The sequence below is a fragment of the Streptomyces sp. NPDC111516 genome (assembly GCF_055635345.1).
On record NZ_JBVKBV010000011.1, the window covers coordinates 121473 to 145510 of the forward strand.

The following is a 24038-nucleotide window of genomic DNA, read 5'->3' on the forward strand; positions in this document are numbered from 1 at the left end:
TCAAGACCTAGAACAGGTTGCAGTAGGAGGGGGTCCAGTTCAATAGTTTTCTGACAGCCAGTCAGATTTCTTCGGCGGCCCCTCTTCCCACTTGCGCCTCCCGGCGCTCTAATGACCGCCGGGCCAGTCAGCATCCGGGGTCAGGAGGAATGGTGGAGTACAACCTTGCCGACCTGTTCGAATCGGTCGTCGACGCGGTCCCGGAACGCGAGGCGCTCGTCCACCTCGACCATCCCGGTACGGGCGCGGAGCGCCGGCTGACGTACGCGGAGCTGGACGCGGCGGCCAACCGCATCGCGCACCATCTGATCGAGTCGGGCATCACTCCGGGCGAGCATCTCGGGCTGCACCTCTACAACGGGGTCGAGTATCTCCAGACGGTGCTGGCCTGCCTCAAGGCACGCATCGTTCCGGTGAATGTCAACTACCGCTATGTGGAAGAGGAGTTGACCTACCTCTACCGGGACGCGGATCTCGTGGCGCTGGTCTTCGATGCCGAGTTCGACGCGCGGGTCGCGGCCGCCGCGCCGAAGGCCCCGACACTCCGTCACCTGGTCCGGGTGGGTGCGCCGGTGACGGGTGTACGCGGTCCCGATGCCGTGGCGTTCACGGACGCAGAGGCGGCCGGGAGCCCGGAGCGCGGCTTCCCGCCGCGTTCGGCCGACGACCAGTTCATCATCTACACCGGTGGCACCACCGGAATGCCCAAGGGTGTGATGTGGCGTCAGGAGGATCTCTTCTTCTCCGGCCTCGGCGGCGGTGCGCCGACCGGTGAGCCGGTGAAGACACCGCAGGAGCTGGCCGAGCGGGTGGCCGCCGGTGGTGACGGGATCACCTTCTTCCCCACTCCCCCGCTGATGCACGGCACTTCGACGCTCACCGCGTTCATCGGTCTCAACTTCGGGCAGCGGCTCGTCATCCACCGCAAGTTCGTGCCCGCGGAGGTGCTCCGTACGATCGAGAAGGAAAAGGTCACCAGCGTGTCCCTGGTGGGCGACGCGATGCTGCGGCCGTTGATCGACGCGCTGAAGGGGCCACTGAAGGGCACCGACTGTTCGTCGCTGTTCTCCCTCTCCAGCTCGGGTGCGATCATGTCGGACTCGGTGCGCGCGGAGTTCCAGGCGCTGGTGCCGACAGTGATGATGCTGAACAACTTCGGCTCGTCGGAGTCCGGGTTCAACGGTACGGCGACGGCCGACTCGGGTCCGGAGAACGGCTTCCGACTGCGGGTCAACTCCCGTACGGCGGTGGTCGATCCGGTGACGTACGAGCCGGTGGCTCCGGGCGAGCCCGGGCGGATCGCCCAGCGCGGCCACGTACCGCTCGGGTACTACAACGACCCGCGGAAGACCGCGGAGACGTTCTTCCGCAGGGACGGTCAGCGCTGGGTGCTGCTCGGCGACATGGCGACGGTCGACGCCGACGGCATCGTCACGGTCCTGGGCCGGGGCTCGCAGTGCATCAACACCGGGGGCGAGAAGGTGTATCCCGAGGAGGTCGAGGAGGCGCTGAAGGCCCATCCGGATGTGTACGACGCGCTGGTCGCCGGAGTGCCGGACGAGCGGTGGGGAAACCATGTCGCGGCGGTGGTGCAACTGCGCGAGGGGGCGGCCGAGCCCTCGCTGGACGACGTCCAGGCGCACTGCAGGACCCGTCTGGCCGGCTACAAGATCCCCCGCCGGCTGGTGATCACCGGGCAGATCCAGCGCTCACCGAGCGGCAAGGCCGACTACCGGTGGGCCCGCTCGGTCGTCGCCGCCCGGCGCACCCCCGAGGACTGAGAGGCGAGCACCTGAGCACCGAGGGCCCGAGGACGAAGAGGCACCCGAACGGCGGCCGGACGGGATTTCCGAGGAACACCCGAACGGCGGCCGGACCGCCGATCCTCGCAAGAGCCGCGACAGCCCCGGTCCGGACCACCCGGGTGCATCGTTGCGCGTCCACCCCCGGCGCCACGCGACGCGCCCAGGCGTAAACCATTCGGGAACGTCGGGTACCCGTCCGCTCACCCTATGTGGCAAAGGGGGAAAAACGCCCATAGCTTCGGCTCATGAGGAAACGACACATCAAGATCCTTGTCCCGGTCGCGGTCGTCTCCGCCGCTGGACTCGGCGCGGCAATGCCCTCCGCATCAGCCACGAGCGCCCATGTGGTACGGCCCGGCCAGTCGATCCAGAAGGCGGTGGACGCCGCTCGGGCGGGTGACACCGTCCTCGTCATGCCCGGCACGTACCGGGAGACCGTCCTGATCACCAAGCCGAACCTCACCCTGCGCGGCTACGGCAACCGGACCGTCATCCGGCCGGCGGCCAAGAACCCGCACTCCGTCGACGCCTGCGCGAAGACCGGCAGCGGAGTCTGCGTCCTGGGCCGGGCGGGCGGGACCGTCGACGGTGTGAGCGTCGACTCGCTGACCGTCTCCGGCTTCAAGAAGAACGGCGTCTGGGCATCCTGGACGGACCGGCTGTCCGTGCGACGGGTGATCGCCGAGCACAACGGTGTCTGGGGCATCGCCCAGGAGCGCTCGACCCGTGGTGTGTTCACGGGCAACACCGCCCGCGCCAACGGCGACGCCGGCATCTTCGTCGCGAACACGGTCGACGAGGAGGGCGGCGCCACCGACACCCGGGGCACCGAGCTCCAGGACAACACGCTCTCCGACAACCGGATCGGCTTCACCGCCAGGCGCGTCAGGAACCTGTCGGTCCACGACAACACCTTCACCGCCAACTGCAGCGGTGTGTTCATCGTGGGCGACGAGGGCAGGCCACAGGCCGGAGCCATGACGATCCAGTCCAATCAGATCAACGACAACAACAAGTTCTGCGCCAAGACCGAACGGCTGCCCGCCATCCAGGGTTCCGGCATCGTGCTCACCGGCGCCGCGGACACCCGGGTGCGCTCGAACACGATCAGCAACAACGTGGGCGCCACGCCGTTCTCGGGCGGCGTCGTGCTGTTCAAGAGCTTCGTGGGCACGAAGAACACCGGCCACACCATCAGCGGCAATGTCGTGCTCGGCAACAAGCCGGCCGACCTGGCCAACGGGGACACCGGCAAGGGCAACACGTTCGCCGCCAACGTCTGCACAAAGTCCACACCGGCCGGGATGTGCTGATCGGCGCACCCCGCACGAGGAGAAGCGATACAGCATGACCACTGTGAGTCCCACTCCCGCACCCACTTCCACATCCACCCACGTGCACGTCGCCGTCCCGCACCCCGTCGCGCCCCCTCAGCCGGCCATGCAACTGCGCGAGATCGTGTTCGGGGCGGCCCGCGCCGCCGCGGTGCGGGCCGCGGCCCGGCTGGGCGTCGCCGACGCACTGGGCGAGACACCCGCGACCGCGCAGGAGCTCGCCGCACTGGTGAAGGCCGAGCCGGTGCCACTGCGCCGGCTGCTGCGTGCCCTCTCCTGCTACGGGATCTTCATCGAGACCCCGGACGGGCACTTCGCCCATACCGAGATGTCCCGCCTGCTGCGCGAGGACGACCCGAACAGTCTGCGCTCCATCTCGCTGTGGTGCACCGAGCCCTGGACCTGGGATGTCTGGCCGCGCCTCGACGACGCGGTGCGTACCGGCCGGAGCGTCTTCGCGGAGGTCCACGGCAAGGGCTTCTTCGACTACCTCCACCAGGACGCCCACGAGTCGGCCCAGGTCTTCAACCGGGCCATGACGACCTCCAGCATGCAGTCCGCGCTGGACGTCGCCGAACTCCTCGACCTCACCGGGGTGTCCGCCGTCGCCGACATCGGCGGCGGCCAGGGGCACGTACTGGCGAGCCTGCTGGAGAAGCACCCGTCGCTCCACGGCACCCTGATGGACCTGCCCGGTGTGGTGGCGCGGGCCGATGCCCGGCTGCGGGACGAGGGGCCGCTCGTCGACCGGACCCGGATCGTGGCCGGGGACTGCCGCGAGGCCATCCCGGTCGAGGCCGATCTCTACATCATCAAGAACATCCTGGAGTGGGACGACGACAGCACGCGCAGGACACTGCGCAATGTCGTCGCCGCGGCCCGCCCCGGAGCCAGGGTCGTCGTCATCGAGAACCTCGTCGACGACACCCCCTCGATGCGGTTCACCACCGCGATGGACCTGCTGCTGCTCCTCAATGTCGGCGGCGCGAAGCACACGAGGGAGAGCCTGGTCGCCCGGATCTCGGACGGCGGTCTGCTGATCGGCGACGTCGTGCCGGTCAACGCCTACCTGCACGCTTTCGAATGCGTGGTACCCGGCTGATTCCCCCTCCCCGGGAGCGACGGAAGCCCCCGGGGAGACGGAAATCGAGGAAGACGGAAATCGCCCCGGGCCCGGCCGACTGGCCGGGCCCGGGGCGATTTTCCGTCTCAAGCGGTGGTGTCGCGCTCCCACCGGTAGAACTCATGGGCCATGGCGTCCTTGGGGCTGCGCCAGGTCTCCGGGTCGTACGCGCTCACATATGCGGTGAGCTTGTCGCTGATGTCCTTGAAAGCCGGGTGCTTCGTCACCTTGGCGATCTCGGGGCCCGGCGGGCGTTCCGATTCGATCAGGTGGAGGTAGACGTCGCCGAACTGGAACAGCTTGCGCCTGGTGACGCCGACGAGGTGCGGCAGTTCGGTGCTGTCGGAGGCCGCGAACAGCTCCGCGATGTCCGGCGCCGAACCGGGCGCCATCCGGGCGACGATCAGAGCGTGGTGCATCGTGGGATGCCTTTCTGGTTCCCGGCCCGGCACCCCGCCGGACGGCGGGGTGCCGGGCCTTGTGGGGCGGGCGGACGGCGGGTCAGCTGGCCGATACCGAGGCGGTACGACGCTCGCGGGCGCGCTGCTCGATCTTGTCCCGGATGAGCTCCATCTGGACCTTGGAGTTGCGGTTGATGTTGTCGGTCATCCACGCGTCGTCGACGGGGGCGTCGGGCCGCATCGCGAATTCCTGGGTCCAGCGCATCTTCGTACCGCCGGGGACCTCGGAGTACTCCCACCGGATGTTCATGTGCTGGAACGGACCCGGCTCGACCCGGCGGGCGTGGACCGTGCGGCCGGCGCGGTCGACGGTCCGCTCGGAGACCCAGCTCCATACCTTGTCGTTCTCGTCGGGGTGCATGGTCAGGCGGAACTTCGTCCTGTCGCCGTCGCGTTCGATGACCTCGACCGCGGCGTACTCGCTGAACAGCCGCGGCCAGTTCTCCAGATCGTTGGTCACGTCCCAGACGAGGTCCAGGGGGGCGGCGATGGTGATCTCGTTCTCGGTGCGTCCAGGCACTTCAGGCTCCTTGCATGAGGGTGTTGTTGACGAGGTCCAGGAATTCCCTGGGGGTCTTGCAGCGGTCGGCGTCGGTCGGCAGCGGTCGGCCGTGCCGGTTCTCCAGCACGCCCACGATGCCGAGCAGGCCCAGCGAGTCGAGGCCGAACTCGCCGAAAGCGGACCCGGGGCGCTTCTCCATGTCGCGCGGGTCCACGGTGAGTCCGGCGCCCTTCTTCATCAGGACGGCGAGTTCCGCGTAGGTCAGTCGATCGGTCATGGGGGACTTCTCCTTCTCACGATTGGGTGTCGGTGGAGCGCCGCAGCACCATTGCCGCGTTCGAGCCCATGAGCCCGCGGCTGAGCACCAGCGCCGTCCGCAGGTCGGCGGGGCGCGCACTGCCGGTGACGAGATCGAGGTCATGGCAGACCTCGAAGACGTTCGGCGTGGGCGGTATCAGCGCGTTCTCCATGGAGAGCACCGCCGCCGCCGCGTCCAGCACCGGCGCCCCGCAGTAGGCGCGCCCGATGCCGGTCTTGGGCGCCGTCACCGGTACCTGCCGGCCGTGCGCGCCGAGTGCGTCGGCGATCGCGAGCGCTTCGGCGCGGTCGGCCGCCGGTACGCCGAGGGCGTCCGCGAAGACGACGTCGATCTCGTCCGGCGCACAGTCGGCCTCCCGCAGGGCGCCGGTGATCGCCTGGGCGAGGCCCTCCCGGGACTCCTCCCACCTGGACGCGCCGGTGAACGTGGCGGCGTGTCCGGCGAGTTCGGCACGGACACGGGCCCCGCGCCGGACCGCCGACTGCTCCTCCTCGACCACCAGCATGGCGCCGCCCTCGGCCGGTACGAAGCCGCAGGCGTCCGAGGTGAACGGCCGGTAGGCGCGGGCGGGATCGTCACAGGTGCTCAGGTCCTCGTATCCGAGCTGGCAGACGACCGAATAGGGCGCCAGCGGTGCCTCGGCCGCGCCGACCACCACCGCTTCGGCCCCGCCACGGATCGAACGGGCGGCGTGCGCCAGCGCGTCCAGCCCGCCCGCCTCGTCGCTGGCCACGACCGCACACGGTCCCTTGAAGCCGCCGCGGATCGAGATCTGGCCGGTGCTGGCGGCGTAGAACCAGGCGATGGACTGGTACGGGCCCACGTAGCTGGATCCCTGTCCCCACAGTCGTTGGAGTTCACGCTGTCCGAATTCGCCGCCGCCGGACCCGGCAGCGGTCACCACGCCGATGTCGAACGGTGAGTTCTCGTAGTCGGCGCGGCCCAGCCGGGCGTCGTCCAGAGCGATGTCCGCGGCGGCCATCGCGAAGTGCGTGAACCGGTCGGTCTGGACGATGAAGCGCTCTTCGACCAGCTCGACCGCCTCGAAACCCCGCACCTCGCCGGCGACCCGCAGCGGAAGGTGCTCGCACCCCTCGCGGGTCACCCGGTCGAGGACGCTGATCCCTTCGTGCGTCCTCTTCCAGAAGGTCTCGGTGTTGGTTCCGTTGGGGGCGACGACACCAATGCCGGTCACGACGGTGCGCCGGGCCTTTCGGGTTCTCATGGTGTCCTCCCACCTGTTCGCGTCAGGGCCACCGCTGACTGGAAACCGCCGAACCCGCTGCCGACCGAGAGGACGCTGCGCAGCTTCAGGGGACGTGCGGTGCGCGGCACGTAGTCGAGGTCGCACTCCGGGTCCGGGCTCTCGTAGTTCGCGGTCGGCGGCACCGTCTGGTGGACCAGAGCGAGTACGCAGGCCGCGATCTCTATGGCCCCGATCGCCCCCAGCGAGTGGCCGACCATGGACTTGATGGAACTCATCGGTACGTCATAGGCGTGCGCGCCCAGTGCCCGCTTCACGGCGGCCGTCTCGTGCCGGTCGTTCTGCTTGGTGCCCGAGCCGTGTGCGTTGACGTAGTCGATCTGCGAGCCGTCTGTCCGGGCGTGACCGAGCGCCCGGTTGATCGCCTCGGCCATCTCCAGCCCTTCGGGGGTCAGCCCCGTCATGTGGTACGCGTTGCCGAAGGTGGCATAGCCCGAGATCTCGCAGTAGACGGTCGCTCCGCGGGCGCGGGCGTGCTCCAGCTCCTCCAGGACGAGCACCGCTCCGCCCTCGCCCATGACGAAGCCGTCGCGGCGGGAGTCGAACGGCCGGGAGGCATGCTCCGGATCGTCGTTGTTCGCCGAGGTGGCCTTGATCGCATCGAAGCACGCCACCGTGATCGGGGTGATCGGTGAGTCGGACGCCCCGGCGACGCAGACGTCGACGCGGCCCTCCTCGATGGACTGGAAGGCGTACCCGATCGCGTCCAGGCCGGAGGTGCAGCCCGTGGAGACGGTCTGCACCGGGCCGTGCGCACCGACCTGTTCGGCCACCGCCGAAGCGAGGGAGCTGGGTGAGAAGGCCCGCTCCAGATGCGGGCCGGCCGGCCGGTGGTCGACGTCCCAGCGGGCGCCGCTGCCGCTGACGGCGACGTAGTCGTGCTCCAGTCGGGTGGTGCCGCCGACCGCGGTGCCCAGCGACACCCCCATGCGCCAGGGGTCCACCTTCTCCAGGTCGAGCCCCGCGTCGCCGAGGGCCTCCCTGGCGGCCACCATCGCGAACTGGATGTACCGGTCGGACCTGGCGACCTGGTCCGCGTCCAGTCCGTGCGCCGCCGGGTCGAAGTCGCACTCGGCGGCGATACGGGACCGGAAGCCGGCCGGGTCGAAGAGCGTGATGCCCCGGGTCGCGGTGCGTCCGTTCGCGAGAAGGTCCCAGAAGGCCGGTGCGCCGATGCCGCCGGGGGCCACGACGCCGACGCCGGTGACCCCCACGCGGCGGGTCATGAGGCGGCCTCCGTTCGTTCCGGCGGCGCGACGCCCCCGGCGGACTGTGTGTGCTCGGCGGACGGGGCGTGCTCGGTGTGCTCGGTGTCGACGTGACCGAGTTCCGGGCGCGGGGCGAGCGGGCCGAGGTGGAAGACCATGCGCGCCTCGACGTCGCCGACGTTCCGGAACCGGTGGCGTACATGGGGAGGGATCAGCAGGCCCTGGTCGGGCCGCATCCGGTGCGGTTCACCATCCAGATCCACCTCCAGGAGACCGTTCACGACGTACACGAACTCCTCGGAGTACGGGTGGTAGTGCTCGCCGATGCGGTCGCCGGGCTGAACGATGGCCAGCCCCATGAAGCCGCTGGTGGCTCCCACCGCTGTCGGCGTGAGCATGGCGCGGAGGTCGCCTCCGCGCCTGCGGTTGGGCTGCGTCTCGCTGAGGTCCACGATGCGTGGCCGGTGCATGGTCATGACTGCTTTCCTCCTGGCGCATTGCGCGTTGTATTGACGGGTTGAGCGAGAACCCCCCAGGGTGCGGATGCGCGGTTCAGGACTCCATGGCCCGCCGATCGGTGATCAGGGTCATCTCGGACTCTGCGAGGAAGTGCGAGATCCCCTGGTCGGTCGTGGGCACGGCGTTCGCGCCGCCGTCGAGGAGACGTCCGAGCCTGGCCACCTTGCCGGAGCCGTCGATGCCGACCGCCTGAGCGGCCTGCGCGTCGATCGGTTCGATCGCTTCGAGGAGGCGGACGACGACGTCGTCGCGCTGGAAGATGGTGCTGCTGTCGATGATGCTCGCGGGGTCGTCGGCCGCCTCCTCGTCATGGCTGGCGAGCAGCCGGGCGAGTGCCATGCCGCAGCCCTCCTTGGCCTGGTAGAAGAGCGCGTGCCGGTGGACGTCCTCGGCCTTGTGCCGGCCCGCGGTCACGTGGTGGACCGTGGGGAGCGCCGCCCGGGTGAAGAACATCCGGGCGGAGTCCGGGTCGCTGAGGTCCCGGTCCTGCTCCAGGTACGGGTTGATGGCCTCTTCGACGGCCCTGACCTCGGGCTGCCGGGCGACGTGGCGCAGGGCCGCGAGGAGGTCGCCCTCGACCTCGACCGCCCGCACGACGCGGTTTCCGTGCATGAAGAGCGAAGTACGGCGCAAACGGGTGTCTTCGTCGACACGAGCGTTCGGGGAGTCGTAGTCGGCCAGGATCTTCGCCACGATGTCCTCGGTGCCGGGCTTGACGGTGAACGTCAGCGCGTGGCGCACCACTCCGTCGCCGAGGCGGGGTGACGCCTGCAGTCTGCCCTTGGCCGTCTCGGGCGCCATCGCGAACGACTTCCCGGTCTCCCGCAGGACGCTGAAGCGCAGCGAACGGGTGTCGCGCACGCAGCTGTGCAGCGGCTGCACCGTCGCGACATGCTCCTCGCTGTTCACCCAGGCGAGGAACGGGGGTGCGCTCTCCCATTCGCTCGTGATCAGCCACTGCGAGGGGTTCTCGATGGACTGGCACAGTTGGTCGCTGATGTGCCCGGGGACGGATGCCACCTGGTTGCACAGGTGCTCATACGCCTTCAGGAACTCTTTCTGGGCCCCGTCGTACAGGTCCAGCAGCAGGACGACCCGCAGCCTGGAACCGTCGAAGGCGGACTGGGAGATCCGTTCCGAGAGGGTGGTGGTCATCTTTCGGTCTCCTTCGAGATGGTGTCGCGGACAAGCCGGGTGGCATGCCGTCAACCGTCGGTTGGCGAGTGATTCGGAGCGGGGACTCTCCCGGCGGATGTGAGCGGTCCGCCGCCGTGACCGCGGGCATCGTCTCCGTGACCGATCGTGAAACGCTGGTCCGGGTGGCGCGAGATTTATGAACCGTTCAGGTGAGCGATCGTCCGAACCGCTCCGACGAGGGCATGGAACAAGGCAACCGAACGGCGTCCGAGCTGGAGCAACTGATGAACGAGAACGTCGACATTCGTGTACCGGTCCTCATCGTGGGCGGCTCCCTGGTGGGCCTGTCCACCTCACTCTTCCTCGGCCGGCTCGGCATTGAGCACCTGCTGGTCGAGAAGCACCGGTCCACCTCGACACATCCGCGCGGACGCGGCAACAACGTGCGCACGATGGAGGTGTTCCGTACGGCGGGTGCCGAGCCGGGCATCCGGGAAGCAGCGTCGGTCCTCGCCGACAACCACGGAATTCTGCAAGCCGGCTCGCTCACCGGCGACGACCAGGAGTGGCTGTTCAAGGAGATCGACCCGGGGGGCGGGCTCGCCCGTTTCAGCCCGACCGGCTGGTGCCTGTGCAGCCAGAACGATCTGGAACCCGTGCTGGTGAAGCTGGCCCGCAAACAGGGCGGTGACCTGCGGTTCTCCACTGAGATGCAGAGCTTCGACCAGGACGGGTCAGGGGTGGACGCGGCACTCAAGAACCGGGAGACCGGAGAGCACATCAGTGTGCGCGCCGACTACCTCGTCGCGGCCGACGGACCGCGCAGCCCCATCCGTGAGCAGCTGCGCATCGACCGGACGGGTCCCGGCGATCTCTTCCACAACGTGAGCATCACCTTCCGTTCCCGGCAGCTCGCCGATGTGCTGGGCGACCGGCGCTTCATCGTCTGCTACCTGACCAACCCCGCCGCGGACGGTGCCCTGTTGCCGGTGGACAACAAGAAGGAGTGGGTGTTCCACGCGCCGTGGCAGCCTCAACTCGGGGAAACTCTTGAGGACTTCACCGACGAGCGGATCGCCAGGCACATCCGTACGGCGGTCGGTGCTCCGGGGATCGACATCGAGATCACCGGCAAGGCCCCGTGGCACGCCGCGGAGCGGGTCGCGGAGCGGTACTCGTCCGGCAGGATCTTCCTCGCCGGGGACTCGGCCCACGAGATGTCGCCCACCGGGGCGTTCGGCTCCAACACCGGCATCCAGGACGCGCACAACCTGGCCTGGAAGCTTGCCGTCGTGCTGAAGGGCGAGGCGGGCCCGGGTCTGCTGGACACCTACGAGGCGGAGCGGCTGCCGGTGGCTCAGGCGACGAGCGCGCGGGCCTCTGCGCGTTCCAGCGAGCACAGCCACCCGGGATACGCCGCGGCGCCGGGTGTGGGCGGCGGGAAGCAGGGCGGGATGCTCACCGTGGCACTGGGCTACCGCTATGTCCGCGGTGCCGTACTGGGTGCCGACCCGGAGCAGCCGGTGGTGCCGCAGAGAATGCAGCTGAACGGTCAACCAGGCAGCCGCGCACCGCATCTGTGGGTCCGTCAGGACGGTGAGCGCAAGTCCACGCTGGATCTGTACGAGCACACTTTCGTGCTGCTCACGGACGGTGAGGACGCGGCGTGGCGGCGGGCGGCGGCTCGGGTCGCCGACGGGCTGTCGGTACGGCTCCAGGCGTACGGCATCGGCCCGGGCGCCGATCTGGAGCCGGAGAACGGGGCCGACTGGGCGGAGCTCCACGGCACGACACCCGAGGGCGCGGTCCTGGTGCGTCCCGACGGCTTCGTGGCCTGGCGGTCGACGGGGTCGGTGGCCGATGCCGAGGCCACTCTCCATGAGGTCCTGGCCTCGCTGCTGCACCGGTCATGACTGCCCGGTAGCCGCCGTCGTCGACCAGGCGGTCGCAACCGTACGTCGACGGGTCCTCCGGCACAGCGGAGTCCCCGGTGCCGCGCAGATCGAGCACCACGAGTTGTCGGTGTCGCTGTACCGAGACGCCGCCGGGGTTGCCCAGGTACGCGCCGGCCCGCATCAGCCCGTCGGCGAGGCAGATCCGCGGTGCGCGCTTCCCCAGGTGGCGGTGGGCGAGCCCGGTCCCGTCGTACCCATGGAAGATCGGCGCGTACGCCATCCAGACAGGGTGGGCCGGGCGGCGCAGCCGTGTTCGGCGTGGCGTATCCACGATGTGGAGCGCCTCCGAGGGAGTGGTGTGCGCCACCCCTCTTGCCAGGAGACGGAACATCCTGAATTACTACTACCGAAAGATCGACCGAACGATCGGTCGACTGCTCGGAAGAGGGAGATCCGGATGACGCCTCTGCTGGACGCGGCGGAACGAATGGGCCGGGACGAGCTGGAGGCACTCCAGCTGGAGCGGCTGCGGGCCACGCTGCACCACGCGTACGAGAACGTCGGCCATTACCGGACCGCGTTCGACAGGGCAGGTCTGCGCCCGGACGACTGCCGTACGCTCGCCGATCTCGCCCGCTTCCCCTTCACGACCAAGGCCGACCTGCGGGACAACTACCCCTTCGGCATGTTCGCCGTCCCCGAGGAGCGCGTGCGGAGGATCCACGCGTCCAGCGGGACGACGGGCCGCCCGACCGTCGTCGGTTACACCGAGCGGGACCTGGACACCTGGGCGGACATGGTCGCCCGCTCGATCCGGGCGGCCGGCGGCCGCCCCGGGCAGAAGGTCCATGTCGCGTACGGATACGGGCTGTTCACCGGCGGTCTGGGAGCACACTACGGAGCGGAACGACTCGGCTGTACGGTCATTCCCGCCTCCGGTGGCATGACGGCCCGTCAGGTTCAGCTGATCCAGGACTTCCGGCCCGAGATCATCATGGTGACTCCGTCGTACATGCTGACGCTCCTCGACGAGTTCGAGCGGCAGGGCGTCGATCCGCGGACGACCTCCCTGAAGGTCGGGATCTTCGGTGCCGAGCCGTGGACGGAGGAGATGCGGCGCGAGATCGAGGAGCGGTTCGCGATCGACGCGGTCGACATCTACGGCCTGTCGGAGGTGATGGGGCCCGGTGTCGCGCAGGAGTGCGTGGAGACCAAGGACGGGCTGCACATCTGGGAGGACCACTTCTACCCGGAGGTCGTCGACCCGTTCACCGGTGAGGTGCTGCCGGACGGCGAGGAGGGCGAGCTGGTGTTCACCTCGCTCACCAAGGAGGCCATGCCGGTGATCCGTTACCGGACGAGGGACCTGACCCGGCTGTTGCCGGGCACGGCGCGGGTGTTCCGGCGGATGCAGAAGGTGACGGGACGCAGCGACGATCTGGTGATCCTGCGCGGGGTGAATCTCTTCCCGACGCAGATCGAGGAGATAGTGCTGCGCACGCCGGGGCTCGCACCGCACTTCCAGCTGCGGCTGACCCGCGAAGGCCGCCTCGATGCCCTGACCGTACGGGTGGAGGCCCGGGCAGGAGCCACGCCGGATCAGCGGACGGCCGCCGCGGAGTCGATCACGGCGGCCGTCAAGGACGGGATCGGGGTGTCGGTCGGGGTCGAGATCGTCGACCCCGGGACACTGGAGAGGTCGGTCGGCAAGTTCAAGCGGATCGTGGACGAGCGCGGCGACCGATAGGGCGCCTTCCGGTCCGGCTCGTGCCGGGCGGACGGGACCCGCGCCGGGGATGCGCGGCCCGTTCACTCCGGTGGTGTGCTGCCGGGGCCGGGCCGCCGCGTCGACGGGCGCCCCGCATGCCATGACACGTGCAAGATCCCCTACGCGAACCGGTCGCGCAGTTCCCGCTTGAGGATCTTTCCGCTCGCGTTGCGGGGCAGTCCGGCCACGAAGACGACCTGCTTCGGGGCCTTGAAAGGGGCGAGCCGCTCGCGGGCGTGGTCGATGAGTTCGGCCGGTGTCGCCTCGCCGCGCAGGACGACGACCGCCGTGACGGCCTCGATCCAGCGGTCGTCGGGCAGGCCGACGACCGCGACCTCGGCGACGGCGGGGTGGCTGTAGAGGGCGTCCTCGACCTGACGGGAGGCGACGAGGACACCACCGGAGTTGATGACGTCCTTCACCCGGTCGACGACGGTGAAGAAGCCCTCCGCATCGCGCACGGCGAGGTCTCCGGAGTGGAACCAGCCGTCGCGGAAGGCCTCCGCGGTCTCCTCGGGCTTGTCCCAGTAGCCCGCGCACAACTGGGGCGAGCGGTAGACCACCTCACCGGCCGTGCCGTCGGGGACCTCCTTGCCGTCCTCGTCGACGACCCGGGCCTCGACGAAGAGGACGGGCCTGCCGCAGGAGTCCATCCGGCCCTCGTGCTCGTCCGGTCCGAGGACGGTGGCGAGCGGCCCGATCTCGCTCTGCCCGAAGCAGTTGTAGAAGGCGAGCGCGGGCAGCCGGTCGCGGAGCCGTTCCAGTACGGGTACGGGCATGATCGACGCTCCGTAGTACGCCTTGCGCAGACCGCCGAGTTCCCGGGTGGTGAATCCGGGGTGCTGGGAGATGCCGATCCATACGGTGGGCGGGGCGAAGACGCTGTCGGCCTGCCCCGTTTCGACGAGGTCGAAGATCCGGTCCGCGTCGGGTGCGTCGAGGACGATGTTCTGTGCGCCGACCGCGAGACAAGGCAGCAGGAAGACGTGCATCTGCGCGGAGTGGTAGAGCGGCAGTGAGTGGACGGGCCGGTCGGTGGCGCGCAGGTCGAGCGCCGTGATCGCGCTGACGTACTCGTGGACGAGCGCGCCGTGGGTCATCATCGCGCCCTTGGGGAGTGCGGTGGTGCCCGAGGTGTAGAGCAGCTGGACGAGATCTTCCGCGGCCGGTTCCCGCTCCGGGGTGAAGGGGCGCGGGCTGGCGGTGGCGTCGAGGAGCGAGCCCGGTGCGTCGCGCAGCGCGCGTACGGAGAACGCGGCCGGAACACGTTCGGCGAGGTCCGGGTCGGTGAGGACGAGGGTGCTGCCGGACTGTTCGAGGACGTACGTGAGATCGTCGCCGGTGAGGTTCTGGTTGACCGGCACATGGACCAGGCCCGCACGGGCACAGGCGAGAAAGCCGATCAGATACGCGTCGGAGTTGTGCGCGTAACAGGCGACCCGGTCACCGGGGCGCAGCCCGTGCTCGCCGGTGAGGAACGCCGCCGCGGTGCTGACGGCGGCGTCGAGTTCCGCGTAGGTCCAGGACCGCTCCGCGTACCGCAGGGCGGTGCGCTCGGGGGTTCGCCGGGCGCTGCGCGCCACGACGCCGTCGACTGTGCTGCTCCGTACACCTGTCATGGCGTGATCCTGTGCGGCCGGACCGCGGTGGTCAAGGGGCCGGGTACCGGTCGGGATGCCGGCCAGGGGTGTGGGGATGGCGGGGGTTCACAACCGCTGAGCCAACACCTTGCTTTAGCGAACACAGGCACGATTGAGTGAACGGCTGAACGAATCGCCCTGCTCGGCGGACAGCCACGCGTCCTCCGGGCAGGGGTCACACCGCCCGTTGGTGCCCTTCCCAGTACGGGTCGCGCAGCCGTCGTTTGTACAGCTTGCCGTTGGGGTCGCGGGGCATCTCCGCGATGAAGTCGACGCTCCGGGGGCGCTTGTACCCGGCGAGACGGTGTTCGCAGTGGCGCAGGATCCCGGCGGCGAGCGCTTCCCCCGTCTCGTGTCCCGGGGCCGGTTCGACGACCGCCTTGACCTCCTCGCCCCAGTCGGGATGCGGAATGCCGAAGACGGCCGCGTCCGCGACTGCGGGGTGGCTCAGGAGGGCGCCCTCGATCTCGGCGGGGTAGATGTTGACACCACCCGAGATGATCATGTCGATCTTGCGGTCGCGGAGGAAGAGGTAGCCGTCCTCGTCGAGGATGCCCAGGTCGCCGACCGTGAAGAAGTCGCCGATGCGGTTCTTCCTCGTCTTGGTCTCGTCCTTGTGGTAGCTGAAGCCGCCGGTGTTCATCTTCATGTAGACGGTGCCGAGTTCGCCGGACGGCAGGCGCTCGCCGTCGTCGTCGAAGACGGCGAGTTCGCTGATCGGCCAGGCCCTGCCCACGGTGCCCGGCTTCTTCAGCCAGTCCTCGGCGGTGGCGAAGGCACCGCCGCCCTCGCTGGCCGCGTAGTACTCCTCGACGCACCTCCCCCACCAGTCGATCATGGCGCGTTTGACGTGGTCGGGGCAGGGTGCCGCACCGTGGATGGCGTGGCGCATGGCTGTGACGTCGTACCCCCGCTTCACCTCGTCGGGGAGGGCGAGAAGGCGGTGGAACTGGGTCGGGACCATGTGCGTGTGGGTGCAGCGGTGGGTGTCGATGAGCCGCAGCATTTCCTCGGGCGTCCACTTGTCCATCAGGACCAGCGGGTGCCCGATGTGCAGGGACGCGCCCGCGAACTGGAGGACGGCCGTGTGGTAGAGCGGCGAGCAGACCAGATGGACGTTGTCGTCGAAGGGTTTGATACCGAAGATGCCGAGGAATCCGCCGAGATGGCTCTCCTCGGGGAGCTTGCCGGAGAGCGGACGGCGGATGCCGCGCGGCCGGCCGGTGGTACCGGAGGTGTAGTTCATGACCCAGCCGAGGGCGCGGGCCCCGGGGGGTGCGTCGGACTGTCCTTCGAGCAGTTCGGCGTACGGGCGGAATCCGTCGACCGTACCTACGGCATAGCGTTGGCCGGCCGGGAGCTTCGCCTCGTCGGCCGCCTCGGCCGCCGCCTGTGCGAACCGTTCGTGGGCGATGAGCACCCTGGCGCCGGAGTCCGAGATGATCCAGGCGATCTCGGGTCCGACGAAGTGGTGGTTGACGGGTACGAGATAGAAGCCGGCCTGGGTGGCCGCGAGGTACGCGGTGAAGAACTCGACGCCGTTGGGCAGGACGACCGCGAAGGCGTCGCCCCGCCGGAGCCCGGCCGCGCGCAGTCCGTGGACCAGGCGGTTGGCCGCGGCGTGCAGCCGGCCCGCCGTCCAGTTCTCGCCGTCGGGGGCGGTCAGGACCGTACGGCCGGGGTCGGCGGCGGCCTGCGCCCAGAAACCGTTGGGTGGCCGGTTCATGAGGCGCTCCGTCCGGCGATGCGGTTGATCCGGTCCACGGCGCGCTCGAAACCGCGGGTCAGGTCGTCGAAGACGGTCTGCACGCTGCGCTCACTGTTCATCCGGCCGACGATCTGGCCGACGGGGGTACCGAGCAGCGCGCCGGTCTCGTACTTCTGGATGCGGGAGACGGCTTCGGCCACCAGCAGCCCCTGGAGCGGCATGGGCAGGGTGCCGGGGCCCGCCGGGTCGTCCCAGGCGTCGGTCCATTGGGTGCGGAGCTGGCGTGCGGGTTTGCCGGTGAGCGCGCGGGAACGGACGGTGTCGCCGGAGCCCGCGGCAAGAAGCTTGCGGGTCAGCGCGCGGGAGTGGAGGTCGGCCTCCTCGGTCGTCAGCCAGAGGGAGCCGAGCCAGACGCCCTGGGCGCCGAGCGCGAGGCCCGCGGCGATCTGCTCGCCGCTGCCGATGCCGCCGGCGGCGAGGACGGGGAGCGGTCCCACCGCGTCGACCACGTCCGGGACCAGGACCATGGAGGCTATCTCGCCGGTGTGGCCGCCCGCCTCGTATCCCTGCGCGACGACGATGTCGATGCCCGCGTCCGCGTGGTGGCGGGCGTGCTTGGCGCTTCCGGCCAGCGCGGCAACGAGGACGTCCTGGTCGTGGGCCCGTCGGACGACGTCGGCGGGCGGTGGGCCGAGGGCGTTGGCGAGGAGTCCGATGGGATAGTCGAAGGCTACGTCGAGTTGGTTGCGGGCGACTTCCTCCATCCATCCGGTGATGCGCCAGCCGGACGCCTCGCCCTCCGCCAGCTCCGGTACGCCGTGCTTGGCCAGGGTGTCCTCGACGAACTGACGGTGTCCGGTCGGGATCATCGCCTCGACGTCGGCCTCGGTCACCCCTTCCACCTTCTTCGCGGGCATGACGACGTCGAGGCCGTACGGCTTGCCGTCGGTGTGCTCCTGCATCCAGTCGAGATCGCGTGCCAGGTCGTCGGGGGCGGTGTAGCGGACCGCGCCGAGTACGCCGAATCCACCGGCCCGGGTGATGGCGGCGGCCACCGCGGGGAACGGCGTGAAGCCGAAGATGGCGTGCTCGACTCCCAGTTTCTTGCTCAGCTCCGTCTCCATGGGCCGCAGGATGCCGCAGTCGGACATACGAGGGAAGAGGTTTCCTGATGCAACGTCAGATTCTTTGTGACACCGGGGGCCTCCGCGACGGCAGTGGTGACAGTAACCTCTGCCCCGGCAGGAAGTTTCACTGTCGGACACGATTTCGAAAGTTACTTTCACGCGGCAGGTAACGGCAGGAAGGGGTTCCGGATGACCGAGGACGCGGCCGGGCGAGGGATCAGCCGACGCAGGCTGGGCGGTGGGATGCTGGCTCTGGGCGGAGCACTCGCCCTGGCGCCGATTCCGTTCGCGGAGCGGGCGTCGGCCATGGAGTCGGGGGCGGAGTCGGCGGGTATGCGCGCAGGGACCGGGATGAACGCGGCATCCGCGCAGGGCCGGCCGACGCTGCGGCGCGGATCCGCCGCCCGCGCCGGGTTGTTGCAGGGGCCGCTGGACCAATTGGTCGCCGATGCGGAGAAGTTCCTCTCCAATTCCCCCAAGCACCCCTGGTACGCCGGTGCGGTACTGCTCGCCGGGCGGGGCGGCACGGTGGCTCTGCACCACCCGATCGGCAAGGCCGTGCGCTACGCGGCGTACGACGAGAAGACCGATACGGGGGTGGAGTTCCCGCCGGATCAGCAGATCGCCATGGCCGAGGACACGGTCTTCGACCTGGCTTCGGTGTCCAAGCTGTTCACCTCGATCCTGGCCGTGCAGCAGATCGAGCGCGGCAAGCTGGAGCTGGAGGCGAGGGTTGCCTCGTATCTGCCCGATTTCGCCCGCGGCGGCAAGCAGGACATCACCATCCGTCAGCTCCTCACGCACACCTCGGGCTTCCGGGCCTGGATTCCGCTGTACAAGGCGCCGACGCGGGAGGGGAAGCTGGAGCTGCTGTGGAACGAGGTGCCGGCCAACCCGCCCGGCACCGTGTACCTCTACTCCGACCTCAATCTGATCTCGCTGCAACTGGTCCTGGAGAAGATCACCGGCCGCACTGAGGATGTCCTGCTCCGCGAGGAGATCACCGCTCCGCTGGGCATGCACCGCACGCGGTACAACCCACCGGCCTCCTGGAAGCCGAAGATCGCCGCGACCGAGGACGCCCGGCTCCCCTGGTCGGGCCTGGACCGCGGACTGGTCTGGGGCCAGGTGCACGACGAGAACGCGTACAGCCTGGACGGTGTGGCGGGCCACGCCGGGGTCTTCTCCTGCGCCTGGGACCTCGCGATCCTCGCCCGTACGCTGCTCAACGGCGGGGTCTACGGCCGGGCGAGGATCCTCTCCACGGAATCGGTGGACCTGCTGTTCACGGACTTCAACGCCGCGTTCCCCGGAGATGCGCACGGTCTGGGTTTCGAGCTCTACCAGCACTGGTACATGGGGGCGATGGCCACCCCGGGTACGGCGGGCCACACCGGTTTCACCGGCACCAGCCTGGTCCTGGACCCGACGACCGACTCGTTCCTGATCGTCCTCGGCAACTCGGTGCACCCGGTGCGCAGTTGGCGCTCCGGCAGTGCGCCGCGCGTCGCCACCGCCAACCAGATGGCGCGCGCCGTCGCGGTCCGTCCCACCCGGGGACGTACGGCGTGGTTCTCGGGACTGGCGAGCGCCACCAGCTCCACGCTCACCCTGCCCGCGCTGCGTCTCGCGTCGTCGCGGGCCAGGTTGAGCTCGGCCCTCTGGTGGGACACCGAGCCCGGGTCCGACTTCCTCCACCTGGAGGCCTCGGCGGACGCCGGGGCGACCTGGCAGCCGGTGCCGTTCACCACCGTACCGATGGCCGGTGACCACCACCCGGAGCCCGAGCCCGAACCCCATCCGACTGGTTCGGTCTCCGGCTGGTCCGGCCGGATCTGGCACCGTCTCGACGCGGACCTCGCCGCATGGCGCGGCAAGGAGGTGCGGCTGCGGTGGCGGTACGCCACGGATCAGCTGTACGTCGGGCGCGGCGTGTACGTGGACGCGGTCCGGGTCGAGGACGGCACCCGGAAGATCTTCGACGAGAGCCGCGACGGCGATGCCGCGCGCATCGAGGCACAGGGGTGGACGGCTTCGTCGGACTGAGACGAACGGAGTCGGACCGGTTCGGTCCAGGTCCTGCCGAATCGGGCTTCGGCGGACCGGAGGCAGATCGCAGCGGACCGAGTCAGGCCATGGCGGACCAAGCGGGCCTGGCGGGCCTGGCGGGCCTGGCGGGTCGTCCAGGGGCCTGGCGGGCCGTCCAACCGTTGACCGGCCTTGCCGGGGAAGGGCCGTCCCCCTCTCCCGGCACGGTCACGGAAGCCGGTCGGCCCCGGGGAGGCAGTGCGTCCACGGCACCCCCCCTCCTGGAGGCGGGGCCCGGCAGCGGAGAATGCTCCGATGACCACATCTCCTCCGCAGACCTGGACGCGCGCCGAGCGACTTGATGCCGACCGGCTGACAGCGGCCCTGCATGCCGAGGCAGGTGTCCGGCTGATGGTGGAGGGTCCCTGTCCCGGAGGGGAGGTCGGTGCCGCGTACGTGCAGTGGCCCGACGGCCGCCGTTCCGTGCTGAAATCGCGGCCGGACACCCGCATCGAGGATCTGCGGGCGGGACCGCTGGCGGTGTGCGAGGTGCTGCGCGCGCAGGGCTATCCCTGCCCGTCCACGGAGTTGGCGGTCCAGGTGGATCACGCGGTGGCGCTGGTCCAGGAACTCCTGCCGGGCACACCGATGCAGCATCTGGACCACCATGGGCTGGATCAGGCCCTCACCCTCAACGAGTCGCAGGCGGGACTGCTGGCCGGACGTACGGATGTCCCGTCGATGAACCTGTATCTGCTCGACGACGGCCCCGGCTACTGTCTCCACGAGCCGCTGCGTCGGCACAGCCGGCGCAGCGGTGACCTGGAGCGGCGGATCAGGTCCGTCGGGGCCGATCACCCGCACCACCTGGCCGGGGACGACGTCGTGCACCAGGACTTCCACCATGGCAACCTGCTCGCCGTCGACGGCTCGGTCACCGGCGTCATCGACTGGGACGGCGCCGGCCGGGGAGACCGCCGTTTCGATCTGGTCACCCTGCGCTTCGGGCTGCACGCGCACGGGCAGGCACCGGACGTCACGAACCGCCTCGACGACCTCCTGGACGGCCTGCCCGAAGACGTCCTGCGCCCCTCCTGGGCGCATATGAGTCTGCGCATGGCCGACTGGGCCATCAGACACTTCGCCCCGGGCGACGTCGAACACTGGCTCGAACTGGCCGAGCAACGCCTTTGACGGTCCCGGGCACCGAGCCGGGCGGCTGTACGCTCCGCTGAGACCGCTCCTGAGGACACGCACTAAGGTGCTCGCTGTGCCGACCACAGGAGGATCATGAAGGCCGCTGTCGAACTGCCGACAACCCCCTTGAAACCGCTGCGTGTTGCCGCTTTCCGGCGATTCGTGCTCGCCAATCTCGTCTCGGCGACCGGGTCCGCGATGGCTCCTCTCGCGCTCGCCTACGCGGTGATCGGGCAGGGCGGAGGGGCCGGTTCGCTCGGCATCGTGCTGGCCACGAACTCGGTCCCGACGATCGTCCTCACCATCGCGGGCGGCGTCCTCGCGGACCGCCTGTCGCGCAGCCGGATCCTGTTTCTGGGCAACCTCCTGTCCGCGGCCGCGCAGGGGGTGCTCGCCCTGCTGGTGGCCACGCATCAGGCGACGACCGTTTCGATCGCCGCGTGCGGCTTCGCCTCGGGCATCGCCGTGGCCTTCACCGGTCCGGCCGCGACGGGCGTGGTGGGACAGCTCGTCGCGGCGGAGCACCTCCAGCAGGCCAATGCTCTGGTCCGGCTGCCGAACAACGCCGTCAAGGTGCTCGGACCCGTCATCGGAGGGCTGATCGTCGCGGTCGGCGGTCCGGCGTGGGCCCTGTCGTGGGATGCGCTCACCTTCCTGATCGCGGCGCTCCTGCTGCTCGGTCTGCGGCTGGGCGCGCCGCTCACGACAGGGAGTGCGCTGGCCGACCTGCGGGCGGGGTGGTCCGGCTTCCGCTCCCGCACCTGGCTGTGGACGTACACCGCCGCCGGAACGGTCGTGGTCGCCGCCTGGCTGGCAGGCTTTCAGCTCCTCGGCCCGGTCGTCGCCGAGGAGCACTACGCGGGGGCGCGTTCCTGGGGACTCGTCCAGGGCGCGTTCGCGTTCGGTCTGCTCGCGGGGACGGTGGTGTGCCTGCGCTGGAAGCCGTACCGCCTGCTGGCCGTTGCCATCATCACCGGCTGCGCTATCTGCCTGCCACCGATGGCGCTGGGCATGGGCCTGGCCCTGCCCTGGGTGCTGCTCAGTGCCGTGCTCGCGGGCATCGGGCTGGATGTCGCCATCGTGGCGTGGACCACCGCACTCCAACAGCATGTTCCCCAGGAGGAGTTGGGGCGCATGAGCTCGTTCAACGGTGTCGGGGAACGCGTCGCGATCCCGCTCGGCTACCTTGTCACCGCGTTCGCCGCACATGTCTGGGCCGACCGGACCGTGCTCCTGGTCTGTGCCGGTGCCATCGTGGCCACCACGGTCCTCAACCTCTGCGTACGGGACGTGTACCGCGTCAATCGCGTCTGAGCGTACAAGCGGGTCTGCCGGTGCAACGGGGTCTGACGGGTCCAAGCAGCGCACCCGGTTGCGCGACCGGCCCGGAGTCGTCCGGCCGCGCGAGCCAGTGCGGAATCCCGTTGCCCAGGGGCTGCGCGCGGCGAGCCGAGGGTGCCGTCCTCCATGGCCCAAGGGCTCAATCGGCCCGGCCTCCCACGCGCGGGTCGACCGGTGCGAGGACTCCGATCCGGTCCTCGATCGCCTGGGCCGCACCCAGGCACAGGTCCTCCCGGAAAGCGCGCCCTACGACCTGCACTCCGGAGGGGAGCCCGTCGGCCATCCCGGTCGGTACGGCCACACCGGGGACGCCTACGAAGCTGGTCACGGTGCACAGGCGCATTCCCGACCCGACCCGGTCCCGACCTGACCTGTCACGCGACTCCAGCCCCGGCTCGACAGGTGGTTCGGTGAAGACCGGGCCGAGCAACAGCGGGTATTCGTCGAGGAATTCGGCCCATGAGCGACGAACGTTCATCCAGGTGCCCATCAACTTCATGAACTCGTCCGCGCTTGCGGGCGGGGTCTGCTCCATCGCCATCTCGATAAAGCGGTCCCCGCCCTTGCCGAGCAGCTTGCGCACCACCGGCCAGGTCGGGGCGAACTCGGTCACAGTGATCCGGCCGTACGCCTCGAGGGCCTCGTTCATCCGCGGTACGTCCTGCACCTCGCGCACGTCGTATCCGGCGTCGCGGAGCGCGTCGGCCGCGGTCGCGATGGCTCCGCGAACCGTGGGGTGGACGCCGTGCCCGCCAGGGTCCGCCACGACCGCAACCTTCACCGGCCCGGCGAGCGGTTCACCGTAGGCGGGCACCGGCACGGCCCGCGGATCTCGCGGATCGGTCCCGACGAGCACCTCGTAAGCAAGTCGGAGATCGCCCACGCACCGGGCCAGCGGGCCGTCGGTGACCAGCATCTGGGACGCCGGGCCGGGGTCGTCCGGGCCGAGAATGCGGTGGTCGGCGGGGAACCGGCCCGTGGACGGCTTCAGCCCGGCCACACCGCAGAACTGGGCCGGGATGCGCACCGACCCACCGGAGTCGTTGCCGAGCCCGAGCGCCGCCATGCCCGTGGCGACGGCCACCGCGTCGCCCCCGCTGGTGCCGCCCGGGGTCCGGCTGCTGTCCCACGGGTTGACCGTGTCGCCGAACAGCTCGCTGCGCGTGTGCATCCCCGCCAGGATCAGGGTAGGGATGTTGCTGTGCCCGATGGGGATGGCCCCGGCTGCGCGCAGCCGTGCCACCGGGGGTGCGTCGGCCGGCGCCACCAGATCGCGGAAGCGCTCCGTACCGAACGTGGTCGGCACGCCTTCGATGGCGGTGCTCTCCTTCACCGTGAACGGCACGCCCGCGAGCGGCCCCAGCGCTTCACCGGCCGCCCGCCGACGGTCCATCTGTACGGCGGCCTCACGTGCGCGCTCTGCCAGAAGCTGAGTGACCGCGTTCACCTGGGGGTTGGTCTCGGCGATGCGATCCAGGTGACTGTCGACCAGCTCGAGAGCTGAGACTTCTGCGCTGCGCACGGCCTCCGCCTGCGCGGCGGCCGGCATCTTCCACAGGGCGTCCTGCATGGCTCTTCCTTCCTCGTCCACGTTCCGATGCGCTTGCATCGGAACTATACCGCTGGAACCGATACGCACGCATCGAATAGACTGCGCTGCGA

The 24038-nt window shown here is 69.7% G+C and carries 19 protein-coding genes; 8 read left to right on the top strand and 11 right to left on the bottom strand.

Translation table 11 applies throughout. The features are described from left to right. The first annotated feature begins 152 nt into the window (after positions 1–152). From ACZ7L9_RS21770 to ACZ7L9_RS21780, 3 genes are all read left to right on the top strand, one after another. The gene (locus ACZ7L9_RS21770) at positions 153–1781 is read left to right on the top strand and encodes an acyl-CoA synthetase (RefSeq protein ID WP_471417319.1); all 1629 of its coding nucleotides are present in this window, start codon (positions 153–155) and stop codon (positions 1779–1781) included. A gap of 269 nt (positions 1782–2050) precedes the next feature. After that, positions 2051–3118 carry a right-handed parallel beta-helix repeat-containing protein gene (locus ACZ7L9_RS21775; RefSeq protein WP_471417145.1) on the top strand — a complete coding sequence of 356 codons (1068 nt, stop codon included), beginning with the start codon at positions 2051–2053 and terminating at the stop codon, positions 3116–3118. 34 nt (positions 3119–3152) lie between these two features. Beyond that, complete coding sequence (locus ACZ7L9_RS21780; protein WP_471417147.1) at positions 3153–4241, top strand: methyltransferase; 1089 nt, start codon at positions 3153–3155, stop codon at positions 4239–4241. Between the two features lie 107 nt (positions 4242–4348). Here ACZ7L9_RS21780 and ACZ7L9_RS21785 read toward each other — a convergent pair whose 3' ends face one another. The 7 genes from ACZ7L9_RS21785 to ACZ7L9_RS21815 all read right to left on the bottom strand — a co-directional run bounded on the left by ACZ7L9_RS21785 (position 4349) and on the right by ACZ7L9_RS21815 (position 9690). After that, a complete protein-coding gene (locus ACZ7L9_RS21785; protein ID WP_471417149.1) occupies positions 4349–4681 on the bottom strand; it encodes a TcmI family type II polyketide cyclase in 333 nt (110 codons plus the stop codon). Between the two features lie 82 nt (positions 4682–4763). Then, positions 4764–5243 (bottom strand): SRPBCC family protein, encoded by a 480-nt coding sequence (locus ACZ7L9_RS21790; RefSeq protein WP_471417151.1) that lies wholly within the window; start codon positions 5241–5243, stop codon positions 4764–4766. A gap of 1 nt (position 5244) precedes the next feature. Beyond that, complete coding sequence (locus ACZ7L9_RS21795) at positions 5245–5502, bottom strand: phosphopantetheine-binding protein (RefSeq protein ID WP_471417153.1); 258 nt, start codon at positions 5500–5502, stop codon at positions 5245–5247. Positions 5503–5518: 16 nt separating this feature from the next. Continuing rightward, positions 5519–6769 (bottom strand): ketosynthase chain-length factor, encoded by a 1251-nt coding sequence (locus ACZ7L9_RS21800; RefSeq protein WP_471417155.1) that lies wholly within the window; start codon positions 6767–6769, stop codon positions 5519–5521. Further along, complete coding sequence (locus tag ACZ7L9_RS21805; RefSeq protein ID WP_471417157.1) at positions 6766–8034, bottom strand: beta-ketoacyl-[acyl-carrier-protein] synthase family protein; 1269 nt, start codon at positions 8032–8034, stop codon at positions 6766–6768. Before ACZ7L9_RS21805 ends, ACZ7L9_RS21800 begins: the two co-directional genes overlap by 4 nt. Next, positions 8031–8492, bottom strand: a complete 462-nt coding sequence (locus ACZ7L9_RS21810) for a cupin domain-containing protein (protein ID WP_471417159.1) — start codon at positions 8490–8492, stop codon at positions 8031–8033. The genes ACZ7L9_RS21805 and ACZ7L9_RS21810 overlap by 4 nt, the downstream gene beginning before the upstream one ends. Before the next feature lie 76 nt (positions 8493–8568). Then, a complete protein-coding gene (locus ACZ7L9_RS21815) occupies positions 8569–9690 on the bottom strand; it encodes a SchA/CurD-like domain-containing protein (RefSeq protein ID WP_471417161.1) in 1122 nt (373 codons plus the stop codon). 191 nt (positions 9691–9881) lie between these two features. On the opposite strand from ACZ7L9_RS21815, the gene ACZ7L9_RS21820 reads away from it, so the two are divergent. Together ACZ7L9_RS21820 and paaK are read left to right on the top strand one after the other, a co-directional pair. Beyond that, complete coding sequence (locus ACZ7L9_RS21820) at positions 9882–11585, top strand: FAD-dependent oxidoreductase (protein ID WP_471417163.1); 1704 nt, start codon at positions 9882–9884, stop codon at positions 11583–11585. Between the two features lie 439 nt (positions 11586–12024). Continuing rightward, positions 12025–13314 carry a phenylacetate--CoA ligase PaaK gene (gene paaK / locus ACZ7L9_RS21825; RefSeq protein WP_471417165.1) on the top strand — a complete coding sequence of 430 codons (1290 nt, stop codon included), beginning with the start codon at positions 12025–12027 and terminating at the stop codon, positions 13312–13314. Positions 13315–13454: 140 nt separating this feature from the next. Here the strand turns inward: paaK and ACZ7L9_RS21830 are convergent, their stop codons facing one another. From ACZ7L9_RS21830 to ACZ7L9_RS21840, 3 genes are all read right to left on the bottom strand, one after another. Beyond that, a complete protein-coding gene (locus ACZ7L9_RS21830; RefSeq protein ID WP_471417167.1) occupies positions 13455–14954 on the bottom strand; it encodes an acyl-CoA synthetase in 1500 nt (499 codons plus the stop codon). A 196-nt stretch (positions 14955–15150) separates the two neighbouring features. Further along, positions 15151–16701, bottom strand: coding sequence for an acyl-CoA synthetase (locus ACZ7L9_RS21835; RefSeq protein ID WP_471417169.1), 1551 nt, complete (start codon positions 16699–16701; stop codon positions 15151–15153). Further along, positions 16698–17807: an NAD(P)H-dependent flavin oxidoreductase gene (locus ACZ7L9_RS21840; protein ID WP_471417171.1), complete on the bottom strand. Its 1110-nt coding sequence runs from the start codon at positions 17805–17807 to the stop codon at positions 16698–16700. Before ACZ7L9_RS21840 ends, ACZ7L9_RS21835 begins: the two co-directional genes overlap by 4 nt. A gap of 192 nt (positions 17808–17999) precedes the next feature. Between ACZ7L9_RS21840 and ACZ7L9_RS21845 the strand changes: the two genes are divergently transcribed. The 3 genes from ACZ7L9_RS21845 to ACZ7L9_RS21855 all read left to right on the top strand — a co-directional run bounded on the left by ACZ7L9_RS21845 (position 18000) and on the right by ACZ7L9_RS21855 (position 22349). Beyond that, entirely contained in the window at positions 18000–19856 is a 1857-nt protein-coding gene (locus ACZ7L9_RS21845; protein ID WP_471417173.1) for a serine hydrolase domain-containing protein, read from the top strand. Between the two features lie 297 nt (positions 19857–20153). Next, on the top strand, positions 20154–21032 hold the full coding sequence (locus ACZ7L9_RS21850; RefSeq protein WP_471417175.1) for a phosphotransferase: 879 nt from the start codon (positions 20154–20156) through the stop codon (positions 21030–21032). A 96-nt stretch (positions 21033–21128) separates the two neighbouring features. Further along, entirely contained in the window at positions 21129–22349 is a 1221-nt protein-coding gene (locus tag ACZ7L9_RS21855) for an MFS transporter (protein ID WP_471417177.1), read from the top strand. Between the two features lie 166 nt (positions 22350–22515). Here the strand turns inward: ACZ7L9_RS21855 and ACZ7L9_RS21860 are convergent, their stop codons facing one another. Beyond that, the gene (locus ACZ7L9_RS21860; protein ID WP_471417179.1) at positions 22516–23946 is read right to left on the bottom strand and encodes an amidase; all 1431 of its coding nucleotides are present in this window, start codon (positions 23944–23946) and stop codon (positions 22516–22518) included. Positions 23947–24038 lie beyond the last annotated feature (92 nt).